At 65.4% G+C, this 12597-nt stretch carries 10 protein-coding genes and 3 tRNA genes; 5 read left to right on the top strand and 8 right to left on the bottom strand.

Annotation, left to right across the window (positions count from 1 at the left end):
* Positions 1 to 11 precede the first annotated feature (11 nt).
* Together OXG30_00840 and OXG30_00835 are read left to right on the top strand one after the other, a co-directional pair.
* A tRNA-Ser gene (locus OXG30_00840) sits at positions 12 to 99 on the top strand.
* A 91-nt stretch (positions 100 to 190) separates the two neighbouring features.
* Positions 191 to 1351, top strand: coding sequence for an ATP-binding protein (locus tag OXG30_00835; protein ID MCY4133451.1), 1161 nt, complete (start codon positions 191 to 193; stop codon positions 1349 to 1351).
* Between the two features lie 38 nt (positions 1352 to 1389).
* Here OXG30_00835 and OXG30_00830 read toward each other — a convergent pair whose 3' ends face one another.
* The 5 genes from OXG30_00830 to OXG30_00810 form a co-directional block, all read right to left on the bottom strand.
* Complete coding sequence (locus OXG30_00830) at positions 1390 to 3171, bottom strand: ABC transporter ATP-binding protein (GenBank protein ID MCY4133450.1); 1782 nt, start codon at positions 3169 to 3171, stop codon at positions 1390 to 1392.
* 125 nt (positions 3172 to 3296) lie between these two features.
* Entirely contained in the window at positions 3297 to 5030 is a 1734-nt protein-coding gene (locus OXG30_00825; GenBank protein ID MCY4133449.1) for an ABC transporter ATP-binding protein, read from the bottom strand.
* Between the two features lie 63 nt (positions 5031 to 5093).
* A complete protein-coding gene (gene fabG, locus OXG30_00820) occupies positions 5094 to 5864 on the bottom strand; it encodes a 3-oxoacyl-ACP reductase FabG (GenBank protein ID MCY4133448.1) in 771 nt (256 codons plus the stop codon).
* Positions 5865 to 5906: 42 nt separating this feature from the next.
* Positions 5907 to 5993 (bottom strand) — tRNA-Ser (locus OXG30_00815).
* Between the two features lie 43 nt (positions 5994 to 6036).
* Positions 6037 to 6225 (bottom strand): hypothetical protein, encoded by a 189-nt coding sequence (locus OXG30_00810; GenBank protein MCY4133447.1) that lies wholly within the window; start codon positions 6223 to 6225, stop codon positions 6037 to 6039.
* A 75-nt stretch (positions 6226 to 6300) separates the two neighbouring features.
* On the opposite strand from OXG30_00810, the gene OXG30_00805 reads away from it, so the two are divergent.
* Together OXG30_00805 and OXG30_00800 are read left to right on the top strand one after the other, a co-directional pair.
* Positions 6301 to 6391 (top strand) — tRNA-Ser (locus OXG30_00805).
* A gap of 54 nt (positions 6392 to 6445) precedes the next feature.
* Positions 6446 to 7201, top strand: coding sequence for an SDR family oxidoreductase (locus tag OXG30_00800; GenBank protein MCY4133446.1), 756 nt, complete (start codon positions 6446 to 6448; stop codon positions 7199 to 7201).
* Here the strand turns inward: OXG30_00800 and OXG30_00795 are convergent.
* Positions 7198 to 8328, bottom strand: coding sequence for a hypothetical protein (locus tag OXG30_00795; protein MCY4133445.1), 1131 nt, complete (start codon positions 8326 to 8328; stop codon positions 7198 to 7200). The two genes, OXG30_00800 and OXG30_00795, sit on opposite strands and share 4 nt — an antisense overlap.
* Before the next feature lie 105 nt (positions 8329 to 8433).
* On the opposite strand from OXG30_00795, the gene OXG30_00790 reads away from it, so the two are divergent.
* Entirely contained in the window at positions 8434 to 9798 is a 1365-nt protein-coding gene (locus OXG30_00790) for a lysine 2,3-aminomutase (protein MCY4133444.1), read from the top strand.
* A gap of 21 nt (positions 9799 to 9819) precedes the next feature.
* Here OXG30_00790 and guaA read toward each other — a convergent pair whose 3' ends face one another.
* Both guaA and OXG30_00780 read right to left on the bottom strand, forming a co-directional pair.
* Positions 9820 to 11379: a glutamine-hydrolyzing GMP synthase gene (gene guaA / locus OXG30_00785; protein MCY4133443.1), complete on the bottom strand. Its 1560-nt coding sequence runs from the start codon at positions 11377 to 11379 to the stop codon at positions 9820 to 9822.
* Between the two features lie 26 nt (positions 11380 to 11405).
* Positions 11406 to 12569, bottom strand: a complete 1164-nt coding sequence (locus tag OXG30_00780) for a GuaB3 family IMP dehydrogenase-related protein (protein MCY4133442.1) — start codon at positions 12567 to 12569, stop codon at positions 11406 to 11408.
* Positions 12570 to 12597 lie beyond the last annotated feature (28 nt).

Genomic DNA, 12597 nt, shown 5'->3' with positions numbered 1-12597 from the left:
TCGGTGCTCCCGGAGGGGTGCGAGAGCGGCCGAATCGGCACGCTTGGAAAGCGTGTGTGGCGCAAGTCACCGTGGGTTCGAATCCCACCCCCTCCGCCACTTGGATCTGACGGGGGTGGCCATCGCTAGATCGGCACTATCCTTGATATTCTGTTGTGACATGATGGAATTTCAAGGTTAGGCTCTCCGTATGGCGTTGATTGACAGGCCCATTGACGTAAGAAGGTTGCGCGAAGCGATATCGCACGCTCCGGTGACGTTGTTCACCGGTCCTCGACAGGCGGGAAAATCCACGCTGGTGGGTCAGACCGTTGACTCACCACCGGCGGCGTTCTTCGATCTCGAAGACCATCGCGACCTTGCCCGTCTTGTCGAGCCGATGCTCGCTTTGCGCGACGCTGGAGAGACGATTGTCATTGACGAGGCTCAGCGGATGCCGGATTTGTTCCCCGCGCTTCGTGTGCTCGTGGATGAGAATCGCAGGCCGGGCCGTTTCGTGGTGCTGGGCAGTGCGTCGCCCGATCTTGTCGGCCTGAGCTCGGAGTCTTTGGCGGGGAGGGTGACCTTTGTGGAGTTGGGGGGCTTTCGGCTTGCCGATGTCGGCCCTAGTCACCTTGACGAGCTGTGGTTGCGAGGGGGCTTGCCCGAGTCTTTCGTGGCTGCCACTGACGGGGCGTCAAACCGATGGCGCGACGACTACATCTCCACCTTCTTGGAGCGCGATTTGGCCGCTCTCGGCTTCCGGTTTCCGGCCACAACGATGCGGAGATTCTGGATGATGCTGGCCCACTATCATGGGCAGACTTGGAACGGCGCCCGAATCGCCCGGTCGATCGATGTCTCGGAATCAACCGTGAGGCGCTACGTAGACGCGCTGAGCGACGCCCTGGTGATCCGCCAATTGCCGCCGTGGTACGCCAATACTTCCAAACGGCAGGTCAAGTCGCCTCGGATTTACATCCGCGATTCGGGACTGCTGCACCGCTTGCTGGGCATTTCCAGCATGTACGACCTCGAGCGCTCCCCAATGCTGGGCGCAAGCTGGGAGGGCATGGTGGTCGAGCAGATTCTGGCCAGATTCGCCCCCGCTCATCCGTCCTACTGGTCGACCCACGGAGGCGCCGAGCTTGACCTTCGTATGGAAATCGATGGAAGGGTCCTCGGATTCGAGATCAAGCGCACCGCCCAGCCGACGGTCACCAAGTCGATGCACATCGCCCTAGCCGACCTCGACCTCGACCACCTCTTCGTTGTGTACGCAGGCCCCCACCGATTCCCGCTCACCGACCGCATCTCCGCTATTGGCGCGTCAGATCTCTTAACCGCACAAGACCCTGTACCCGGGCCGTAGCGGCCCCGTCAACAATGGCGAGTTTGCCGTGTCGGCGGTCAGGTGGCTTGGCCGGCGAATTGGGCGGCGTGGAGGCTGGCGTAGAGGCCGCCGCGGGCCAGCAGCTCGTCGTGTGAGCCCTGCTCGGCGATGTGTCCGCCGTCCATGACCACGATGGTGTCGGCGCCGCGGATGGTGGACAGGCGATGGGCGATTACGAAGCTGGTGCGGTCGGCCCGCAAGGCGTTCATGGCCTCTTGGATGAGCACCTCGGTGCGGGTGTCCACCGACGAGGTGGCCTCGTCAAGAATGAGTATCGCCGGGTCGGCGAGAAAGGCCCGGGCGATGGTGAGGAGCTGCTTTTGGCCGGCGGAGATGTTGTCGCCCTCGTCGTTGATGACGGTGTCGTAGCCGTCGGGCAGCGAGTGGACGAAGCGGTCCACATAGGTGACCCGGGCGGCCTCGATGACCTGGGCGTCGGTGGCGTCGGGATTGCCGTAGCGGAGGTTCTCCCAGATGGTGTCGCCGAACAGCCAGGTGTCCTGGAGCACCATGCCGAATTTCGACCGCAGCTCTCGGCGGGGAATGGCGGTGATGTCGATCCCGTCGAGGGTGATCCGGCCGCCGTCGAGCTCGTAGAACCGCAACAGCAGGTTCACCAGCGTCGTCTTGCCGGCACCGGTGGGGCCGACGATGGCCACCGTTTGGCCCGGCTCGGCGGTGAGGTCGAGCCCGGTGATGAGGGGCTTGTCGGGCTCGTAGGAGAAGTGGACGGCTTCGAATGCCACTCGTCCCCGGGTGGGCGGATGGGGTGCCGGTTCGGGGTCAGCGCTGATCTCGTCGACTTCGAGCAGCTCCACCACCCGCTCCAGCGATGCGATGCCTGACTGGAAGGTGGCGGCCATCGAGGCCACCTGTTGAACGGGCATGGCGAACTGCCGGGTGTACTGGATCATGGCCTGCATGTCGCCAATGGTGATCGCACCGCTGGAGATGCGCAGCCCGCCGACCACGGCGACGGACACGAACTGGAGATTGCCCATCAGCATCATCACCGGCTGCATGGCCGACGACAGGAACTGGGCCGCGCGACTGGAGTCGTAGAGCTTGGCGTTCTCATCGGCGAACCGCTGGCGCTCCTGGTCCTGGCGGCCAAAGGCGGTGACGATGGCGTGTCCGCTAACCACATCTTCGGCCTGGGCGTTGAGCGTGCCAGTGGTGCGCCACTGCCGGAGGAACCGGGGTCGAGCTCGAGTGGCAAAGATCCGGGTGGCGACCACCGAGAGCGGAACGGTCACGAAAGCCACTAGTGCCAGGAGGGGGGAGACCGTGAGCATCATCACCGTCACCCCGACGAGGGTCAGCACCGCGGTGAGCATCTGGTTGATGGTCTGCTGGAGGCTCTGGGAGAGGTTGTCGATGTCGTTGGTCACCCGGCTGAGCAGGTCGCCTCGGGCGTGCTGGTCGACGTAGGAGAGGGGCAGGCGATGGAGTTTGGCTTCAATGGTTTCCCGCAGGCGGAACATCGACCGTTGGAGCGCTCCGCTGAGCAGATAGTTCTGGGCGTGGCCCAGCGCCCACGCCAAGGCGAACACCCCGCCGATGGTGAGGAGTCGATCCCGCAGCCGGTCGGTGTCGATGCCGCCTTCGCGCACGCCGGTCACGATGATGTCGGTGGCCCCGCCCAGGAGCCAAGGGCCGATCACCGTCAAGCTCACGCTCATCACCGCCAGCACCATGACCAGAATCAGAATCGGGGTTTCCCGCCCAGTGATCTTGGCTAGTTGGCGGACGGTGCCCCGGAAGTTGCGACTGGTCTCTGCGGGCATCGGCGCGCTCATGCGGCCGGAGTAACGCAGCGCTTCCCGTCCGTATTTTTGTAGGGCCTCTTGGTCCTCGTCGTCTTGGCCGTTGTCGTCGGGGCCTTGATCCTTGGGGGTATCAGCGTCGTCGGGATCGCGCTGGTTCATGCCGTCTCACCTCCTCTCTGGGAGGAGACGATCTCGGCGTAGGTCGGGCAGGTGTCCACCAACTGGTTGTGGCGCCCTTGGCCGACCACGATTCCGCCTTCGAGCACGATGATCTGATCAGCGGTCTCGATGGTGGAGATCCGCTGGGCCACCACCAATACGGCGGCATCGCGGGTGCGGGGTTCGAGGGCGAGGCGCAGTCGGGCCTCGGTGGCGAGGTCAAGGGCGGAGAAGGAGTCGTCGAACAGGTAAACCGCCGGTTGGGCGATCAGGGCCCGGGCGATGGACAGCCGCTGGCGCTGGCCGCCGGACACGTTGGTGCCCCCTTGGGCAATGCGGCTCTTGAGCCCCTCGGGCATCGTCTGGACGAAGCCCGAGGCCTGGGCGATCTCTAGGGCCTCCCACAGTTCCTCGTCGGTGGCCTCGGGTCGTCCGTAGCGGAGATTGGAGGCCACCGTGCCGCTGAACAGATAAGCCCGCTGGGGCACGTAGCCGATGGCGCCCCACAGCAGGGCCTGGTCGAGTCGGCGGACATCGATTCCGCCCACCGAAACCCGCCCGGAGCTGGCGTCGGCCAGCCGAGCGGCCAGCGTCAACAGCGTGGTCTTGCCCGCGCCCGTCGACCCGATGATGGCGGTGGTCTCGCCGGGGACGGCAGAGAACGAAATGCCTTCGAGCACGTGATGCTCAGCGCCGGGATATCGAAAGCCCACTTCTTGGAACTCCACCGTCCCCGGCCGGGTGAATTTCTGCACCGGGACCGACGGGGGCTCCACCGACGACTCGGTGTCGAGCACTTCGACGATGCGCTCGGCGGCGACCGCCGCTCGGGGGATCATCGACACCATGAACGCGGCCATGGTCACCGCAAGGAGGATCTGGAGCAGGTAGGTGAGATAGGCCACCAGCGACCCGATCTGGGTGGATCCGTCTTCGATCCGATCGGCCCCGATCCACAACAGGGCCACGCTGGACAGGTTCACCAGCAGGGTGACCGCGGGGAACACCGCGGCCATGAGCCGAGCTGCCCGCAGTGAGGATTCGGTGAGGCGGTGGTTGGCCTCGGCGAACCGGGCGCTCTCGGTCGGTTCCCGGGTGAAGGCCCGGACCACTCGCACGCCGGTGATTTGCTCGCGCAGCACGGCGTTGATCCGATCGATGCGCTCCTGCATCTGCTGGAACGCCGGGTTCATGGCGACGATGATCGCCCCTGCCACCACAATCTCGAGAGGCACCACCACCAGCAACAGCACCGATAAGCCGGCGTCCTCGCGGATGGCCAGCACCGTGCCGGCGATCATGGTGAGCGGAGCGGTGATCATCATGATCGTTACCAGCGCAGTCAACGTCTGGATCTGGTGGGTGTCGTTGGTGATGCGGGTGATGAGCGAGGGGGTGCCGAACCGCCCGATCTCCCGAGTGGAGTAGCGGGTGATCCGGTCGAACACATCGCGCCGGATGTCGCGGCCAAACGCCATGGCCACCTCCGACCCGTACCAGACCGCCACAGTGAGCAGCACCACCTGTATGAAAGAGACCAGCAGCATGATCCCGCCCATCCGCCAGATCACCGACTGGTCGCCGAGGAGGACGCCGTCGTCGATCAGGGTGGCGTTCAGCCCCGGCAGCAGCAGCCCGGTGGTGGTCTGGCCCGCTTGGAGGATGAGGACGAGCACGATGGCCCGTCGGTGAGGGGCTAGATGGCTCTTGAGGAGTCGTCGAAGGCTCATGGGTGGCTGTGCGGGCGGCTGGCTGCCGCGCGCTTCAGGATATTGCCCGACGTGGATGAGGGATTAGACGATTACCCGCCCGCCGTTGACTCCGAGCACCTGTCCGGTGATGTAGCTGGCGTCGTCGCGGCACAGAAAAGCGCAGGCCGCGGCGATGTCGGCGGGTTGGCCCACTCGGCGCACCGGGGTGGTGGGTATGTGCTCTTCGATTCCGCGGCCGAGCTGGCCCTCTTCGGCCGCCCGGTGGAGCGAGGGAGTTTCGATGAAGCTGGGGGGAACGACGTTGACGGTGATGCCCTTGCGTCCGAACTCTTTGGCCAGCGACCGGGTAAGCCCGATCACCGCTGCTTTGGAGGCCGAGTAGTGGGTGTGGCCGAAGTTGCCGGTTTGGGCGCTCGACGACGAGATGTTGACGATCCGGCCCCAGCCTTCTTCCACCATGTGGGGGATTACCACCTGGCAGCACTCGAAGGTGCCCCGGAGGTTGACGGCAATCACCTGGTCGAAGGCTTCTCGGGATATATCCAGGAACCGCCCGAAAGGAGTGATGCCGGCGTTGTTTATGAGAATTGTCGGGCGGCCGAGCTGATCGACGGTCTCGGCGACCCCCGCCTCTATTGCCGCCCGATCGGCCACGTCGCATGCCACGCCAATGGCGGCACCCCCTGCCGCCTCGATGGCCGACGAGGTTGCCGCTGCCGATTCGCCGTCGAGGTCGAACACGCCCACCGCGGCGCCGTCGGCGGCCAGCCGCTGGCTGACGGCCTCACCGATGCCGGAGCCGCCACCGGTCACGATGGCGATGCGGGGCTGGGACCAAGCAGGAACGGTCATGGGGGCTTAGTAGCACATCTGTTCGCGCCAAGCCGCCCAAAGCGGAGGGAGGGGGATTCGAACCCCCGGGACCCCGGAAGGCCCTACGGCTTTCAAGGCCGTTGCAATCGTCCGCTCTGCCATCCCTCCGAGGGGGAGATTACTTGTCTGAGAGTGGTGCTGAAGAGGTGGATTACGCCCAAGAGTTCCAGGCGATGATCTCGTCGGGATCCTTGCGGGCGGGGGGTTTGAGGTCGCCGCCCCGCAGGTAGGCCACCGGAATGAGGCACATTTGGAGATAGTCGTCGGGGATGGCCAGCAGGGCGGTCACCTCGTCGGCGGCCAGCAGATGGGCGGCGGTGCCTGTGTCGAACGGGGTCATGTCATCGGATCGTAGAGGGTCACCCGGCAATCCAAAGGGCCAGGCCGAAGGCGAACCGCTAGGGTGGAGGGGCCTGGAGAGGTGGCCGAGTCCGGTTGAAGGCGCTTCCCTGCTAAGGAAGTAACTGCCGTAAGGTGGTTCGTGGGTTCGAATCCCACCCTCTCCGCTCATTGCCGGTCGCCCGTGGTTTGCCCAACTCGCCGGGATAGTGTTCGACGCCATGGGAATGCTTGACGGAAAGACGGCCATTGTGACCGGCGGGGGCCAGGGAGTGGGTCGGGGTATCGCCTTGGCCCTGTCGGCAGAAGGCGCCGGGGTCACGGTGGCGGCTCGAACTGAGTCGAAGGTGCAGGCGGTGGCGGCTGAGATCACCGATCGGGGCGGGTCGGCCCTGGCGCTGGTGTGCGACGTGAACGAACTGGACGACATTCAGGCGTGCGTGGATCGCACCGTGGAGCACTTCGGCACCATCGACATCCTGGTGAACAACGCCCAGCAGGTGCCCCACGGGCATTTGCTGGAGGTGAGTGACGAGGCGTGCATGGCGGCGTGGACGTCGGGGGCGCTGGCCTCCATCCGGTTCATGCGGCTGTGCCATCCGTACCTCAAGGACGGCGGGGTGATAATCAACCAGGGCTCGGGGTCGAGCCTGAAGACTGACCCCAGCGGCATGGGGGTGTATGCCGGGGTGAAGTCGGCCATCCAGTCGATAACCCGGGCCGCGGCAATGGAGTGGGGGGCCGACGGCATCCGGGCCATTACCTTGATGCCGGTGGCTATGTCGCCGGCCATGGAGGACTGGAAGGGATTCAACCCCGATGGTTTCGCCGCCCTCCAAGAGCGCTTCGCCCTCAAGCGGGTGGGCGACGCCGAAGTCGACATCGGCCGAGTGGTCGCCTTCTTGTGCAGCGACACCGCCGGCTACATGACCGGCACCACCGTCAACATCGACGGCGGGGATGCTTACTTGCGCTAGCTAGGCGGAGCGATGTGGCCCTCGAGGCCGTAGGGGCGATAGGGGCCGAAGATGGACTGCTCCAAGACGCCGATGCCTTGGCGGTCGCCCATGCGGACCTTCATCAGGTGCTGGACGTGCTGGTTCTCGAAGGCGGTCTCGTCGACATCGGCCAGCTTCCAGCGTTCCGACTCCATGGCTAGCTCGCCCTTCCAGTCGCCGTGCGACCAGGTGGGGTGGCTGTAGCCGATGCCCTTCATGCGGTAGGTGAACTGCTTTTCGAAGGTGATCTCGTGGCGGGTGTCGTCTTCCAGCGAGGTCATGGCCAGCGTGGCGCTCTTGATCATGCGGCTTCCGGACTCGAACTCGAGGCGGTGCTCTAGGCGGTGCATGGGCTCGACGCCGGGGTCCTCCACGCCGGGGTTGTCGGCCAGAGACTCATAGGCGGGCAGGAAGGCCCCCACGTGGAACCGGGGCCGGCCCAGGGTGTCCTCGAAGAGCTGGTAGTGGCTGCACATGTCGTCCCAGTGGAGCGGGGCCCACAAGAAGAACAGCCCCATGGCCCGCGGCGCCTGGGGGGCGCCCCGGTTGTCGCCGCCGGCCACCGGACGCACTCCCCAGGAGCGGTCCTTGGTGCCGTAGGTCTTGGTCCGGTCGATCTCCATGCGCTGGCCGTCGTATTCGATCCAGCCGTGCCAACGGCCGAACTGGGTGAATCGAGTGGTGTCCATGATCCGGCGGCTGCCGTCGGACCAGTGGTGGCGGGGCTCCTCGATGGCCGCGGTGCGGGCCTCAAAGGTGAGGTCGGCGGCGAAGTCGGTGTCGTTGGGCTCCAGCACCACCCGGCAGGCCTTCATGGGCTCGGTGATCTCCAGGTTGAACGGGCCGACGCTGAGGTCGGAGGGCTCGGGGTTGGCCCGGGCCGAGGCGTGGAAGGCGTGCTGCACGCCGTTGTGGACGATGCTGATGCCGCAGTCCTGGATGCCGAGATGGGGATAGCGGGCGGTGCCCACGCCGAGATACATGTCGCCGGCCTTGGAATAGCCGTTGAACCAGTAGCGCTCGTAGAAGTCCTTCTCCCCGGTGGAAGGAGTGGAGATGGGATCGGGGGTCTGGTGGATGGGGAAATCGTCGAATTTGGTCAGCACCCGCCTATGGTGGCAGACCCAGCTCTCCTAACAAATGTCGGAGGGGCTGGTACCATCGGAGGAGTCCCTGACACCCAAGGCACAGACAACAGGGAGGCACCCATCATGAGCACCGACAACGGCGAACAGCACACCTTCCGCACCTTCCAGCTCCGCAACCTGGAAGACACTCCTGGCTTCGACCGGCTAAGCGAGCACCAGAAGATGGTGACCCGCGTGGTGGGCTCGGTCCTCCCATTCAAAACCAATAATTACGTGTGCGAGGAGCTGATCGACTGGGACAACGTGCCCGACGATCCCATGTTCCAGCTCACGTTCCCCCAAGAGGGCATGCTCGACCCGGAGCATTTCTCCCGCATCGCCGACATGATCAAAGCTGAGGTGCCCCAGCCCGAGATCAAGGCCGCCGCTCGAGAGATCCAGCTGAGCCTCAACCCCCATCCCGCCGGGCAGGTGGAGATGAACGCCGGATACCTGGAGGAAGAGGTGGTGCAGGGCGTGCAGCACAAGTATCGGGAGACGGTGCTGTTCTTCCCCACCCAAGGCCAGACCTGCCACGCCTACTGCACTTACTGCTTCCGGTGGCCGCAGTTCGTGCAGCTTGACGACCTCAAGTTCGCCAGCAAGGAGATCGATCGGCTGGTCTCCTATCTCAAGCTGAACCCGACGGTGTCCGACGTGCTGTTCACTGGGGGCGATCCGATGATCATGCGCACTGAGCTGATCCGCCGCTACGCCGAGCCGCTCATGAACGACGACCTGGAGATCAGCACCATCCGGTTCGGCACCAAGGCGCCGGCCTACTGGCCCTACAAGTTCACTGAGGGCGAGGAGGCCGATGACCTGTTGCGGCTGTTCGAGGAAATCGTGGCCTCGGGCCGCCATCTGGCCATCATGGCCCACTATTCGCATCCGGTTGAGCTGGCCACCGAAGCGTCCCGGGAGGCGCTGCGGCGCATCATCGAGACCGGGGCGGTGGTGCGGTGCCAGGCCCCGCTGATCCGCCACGTGAACGACAGCGCTCGGGCCTGGGCCGACATGATCACCACCGAGGTGGCCCTAGGAGCAGTGCCCTACTACATGTTCGTGGAGCGCGACACCGGGGCGAAGCGGTACTTCGAGGTGCCGCTGGTGGAGGCGTACCAGATCTACACCGACGCCTATAAACAGGTGTCGGGTCTGGCCCGCACCTGGCGGGGACCGTCGATGTCGGCCACCCCGGGCAAGGTGCTGGTGGACGGCATTGCGGAGATCAACGGTGAGAAGGTGATCGGCCTCAAGTTCGTGCAGGGTCGCGACCCAGACTGGGTGAACCGGCTGTTCTTCGCCGCCTACGACGAGAAGGCGTCTTGGCTCGACGAGCTGCGCCCGGCGTTCGGCGAGGAGAAGTTCTTCTACACCGATGAGCTGAACAACATGAAGACCGACACCCCCCAGCGGGTGCAGCTCATCACCACCCGAGCGGCCTGATCTGCTAGCTGCCCGCTGGGCTCACTCCCATTCGATGGTGCCGGGGGGCTTGGAGGTGATGTCGTAGGCCACCCGGTTGATGCCGTCAACCTCGTTGATGATGCGGCTCGACATCTTCTCCAACAGCTCATAGGGCAGCCGGGCCCAGTCGGCGGTCATGGCGTCCTCGCTTGTCACCGCCCGAATCACCACCACCTGGCCGTAGGTGCGCTCGTCGCCCATCACGCCCACGGTGCGGATGTCGGGCAGCACGGCGAAGGCCTGCCACACCTCCCGTTCCAATCCGGCCGCAGTGATCTCGGCCCTCACGATGGCGTCGGCCTTGGCCAATAGGCCTGCTTTGTCGGGGGTGATCTCGCCGATCACCCGCACGCCGAGGCCGGGACCGGGGAAGGGATGGCGCCACACGATCTCATCGGGCAGGCCCAGTTCGTGGCCCACGGCCCGCACCTCGTCTTTGAACAGGTCGCGCAACGGCTCCACCAGCTCGAAGTCCATCTCCTCGGGGATGCCGCCCACGTTGTGATGGCTCTTGATCTTGGCCGCAGAATCGGAGCCCGACTCGATCACATCGGGGTAGAGCGTGCCCTGCACCAGATAGGCGGCGCCGTCCACCTGGTTGGCGGCCTCCTCGAAGATGCGGATGAACAGCTCGCCGATAATCTTGCGCTTCTCCTCAGGGTCGATCACCCCAACGAGGGCGTCAAAAAACCGATCGGCGGCGTCCACTGCGATCAACTCGATGCCCTGGGACCGGCGGAAGGTGTCGATTACCTGCTGGCCCTCGTCTTGGCGCATCAGGCCGGTGTCCACGAACACGCAGGTGAGCTGATGTCTCACCGCTCGATGGACCAGGGCCGCGGCTACTGCTGAGTCAACCCCGCCACTCAGGCCGCACACCGCTCGACCATCGCCGATCTGGGCTTGGGTGGCGGCCACCGCTTCGTCGATGAACGACTCGGTGGTCCACGAGGGGGCCAGCCCCGCCCCCCGGTACAAGAATCGCTCCATCACCGCCTGCCCGCCGGGGGTGTGGGCCACCTCGGGGTGGAACTGGACTCCGAATATGCGCTGCTCGGGGTTCTCCAAGGCGGCTACCGGGGCCTGGGGGGTGGAGGCGGTGACCACAAAGCCGTCGGGCGGAGTGGAGATGGAGTCGAAATGGCTCATCCACACCGGGCGCTCGATGTCCTCATCGGGGCCGAACAGGGTGCCGGGGTCGCTCACGCTCATGGCAGTGCGGCCGTACTCGCCGATGCCGGTGCGGGACACCTCCCCACCGAGTTGGGCGGCAATGAGCTGGGCGCCGTAGCAGATGCCAAGGATGGGAATGCCCAGGCGGTAGATGTCGGGGTCGATGCGGGGCGACCCCTCGACGTGGACCGACTTGGGGCCGCCGGAGAAGATCACCGCGCCGGGCTGGCGCTCGGTGATCTCATCGGCGCTGATGGTGTGGGGGACGATCTCGCTGTAGATGTGAGCTTCGCGCACTCGGCGGGCGATGAGTTGGGCGTACTGGGCCCCGAAATCAACCACCAAGACCGGGTGGTCTCGGCTGGCTCCGTCCGGGGCTGCGTTCATGGCCGCCGATAATCCGTCGGCAGGGGTCAACGGCCCATCCCGATGCCCTGGGACCGCTGGAGGGACTTGCCCTCGGTTTGCAGAGAGGGGGCGACCATGATCTCGGCCTTCTGGAACTCCTTGAGCGATTCATAGCCACAGGTGGCCATGGAGGTGCGCAAACCTCCGAACAGGTTAAGGCGCCCGTCGTTCTCCTTGGCCGGGCCGATCAATATCTCCTCCAGCGTGCCCCGGGGGGTGGTTTGCACCCGGGCGCCTCTGGGCAGGGTGGGATGGAAAGTGGCCATGCCCCAGTGGTGGCCCCGGCCGGGGGCTTCGTGGGCGGCGGCCAGCGGAGAGCCGATCATCACCGCGTCGGCCCCGCACACGATGGCCTTGGCGATGTCGCCGCCGGTGGCCATTCCACCGTCGGCGATGATGTGGACATACACCCCGGTCTCGTCGAGGTGGCGCATCCGAGCGGCCCGGGCGTCGGCGATGGCGGTGGCCTGGGGGACGCCGATGCCCAGCACGCCTCGGGTGGTACAGGCCTGGCCCGGCCCGACGCCTACCAGGATGCCGGCCGCACCGGTACGCATGAGGTGAAGCGCAGCGTCATAGCTGGCGCAGCCGCCCACAATCACTGGGATCTCCAGACGTCGAACGAACTGCTTGAGGTTCAGCGGTTCGTGGTTCTTGGACTTGTGCTCCGCGGTGACCACCGTTCCCTGGATGACCATGAGGTCGAGCTCGGCGGCCAGCATGTGGGGGGCGAGCTGGTCGGTGCGCTGAGGGGTGACCGAGGCGCAGGAGATCACCCCGGCTTCTTTGACTTGGCGGATGCGCTCGCCGATCAACTCGGGCTTGATGGGCTCGGCATAGAGCTCCTGCATGCGGAGGGTGGCCTTCTCCGGAGGCTGGGACGCGATCTCGTCCAGAACCGGCTCAGGATCTTCATAGCGGGTCCATAGTCCCTCGAGGTTCAGCACTCCCACGCCGCCGAGCTGACCGATGGCGATGGCGGTGTCGGGGCTGACCACCCCGTCCATGGCCGCGGCCATGAGGGGCAAATCGAAGCGGTAGGCGTCGATCTCCCAGGCGATGCTCACATCCTCGGGATCGCGGGTACGGCGGGTGGGGACGATGGCGATGTCGTCGAACCCGTACGCCCGCCGTGCGGTCTTGCCCAGCCCGATCTCAACCTCGGCCATCGCGACGCCCCTTTGTATTGGAAACCAA

The organism is bacterium, assembly GCA_026708015.1.
GTDB lineage: Bacteria > Actinomycetota > Acidimicrobiia > Acidimicrobiales > Bin134 > Poriferisocius.
Note: the sequence above shows the minus strand (reverse complement) of the source record. Positions and strands in the feature narration are given on the sequence as shown.

What these genes read in the sequence shown, in the direction of transcription:
- OXG30_00835 (MCY4133451.1), top strand. Translation starts at nt 191, where the DNA reads ATGGCGTTGATTGACAGGCCCATTGACGTAAGAAGGTTGCGCGAAGCG.
- OXG30_00830 (MCY4133450.1), bottom strand. Translation starts at nt 3,171, where the DNA reads ATGAGCGCGCCGATGCCCGCAGAGACCAGTCGCAACTTCCGGGGCACC.
- OXG30_00825 (MCY4133449.1), bottom strand. Translation starts at nt 5,030, where the DNA reads ATGAGCCTTCGACGACTCCTCAAGAGCCATCTAGCCCCTCACCGACGG.
- fabG (MCY4133448.1), bottom strand. Translation starts at nt 5,864, where the DNA reads ATGACCGTTCCTGCTTGGTCCCAGCCCCGCATCGCCATCGTGACCGGT.
- OXG30_00810 (MCY4133447.1), bottom strand. Translation starts at nt 6,225, where the DNA reads ATGACCCCGTTCGACACAGGCACCGCCGCCCATCTGCTGGCCGCCGAC.
- OXG30_00800 (MCY4133446.1), top strand. Translation starts at nt 6,446, where the DNA reads ATGGGAATGCTTGACGGAAAGACGGCCATTGTGACCGGCGGGGGCCAG.
- OXG30_00790 (MCY4133444.1), top strand. Translation starts at nt 8,434, where the DNA reads ATGAGCACCGACAACGGCGAACAGCACACCTTCCGCACCTTCCAGCTC.
- guaA (MCY4133443.1), bottom strand. Translation starts at nt 11,379, where the DNA reads ATGAACGCAGCCCCGGACGGAGCCAGCCGAGACCACCCGGTCTTGGTG.
- OXG30_00780 (MCY4133442.1), bottom strand. Translation starts at nt 12,569, where the DNA reads ATGGCCGAGGTTGAGATCGGGCTGGGCAAGACCGCACGGCGGGCGTAC.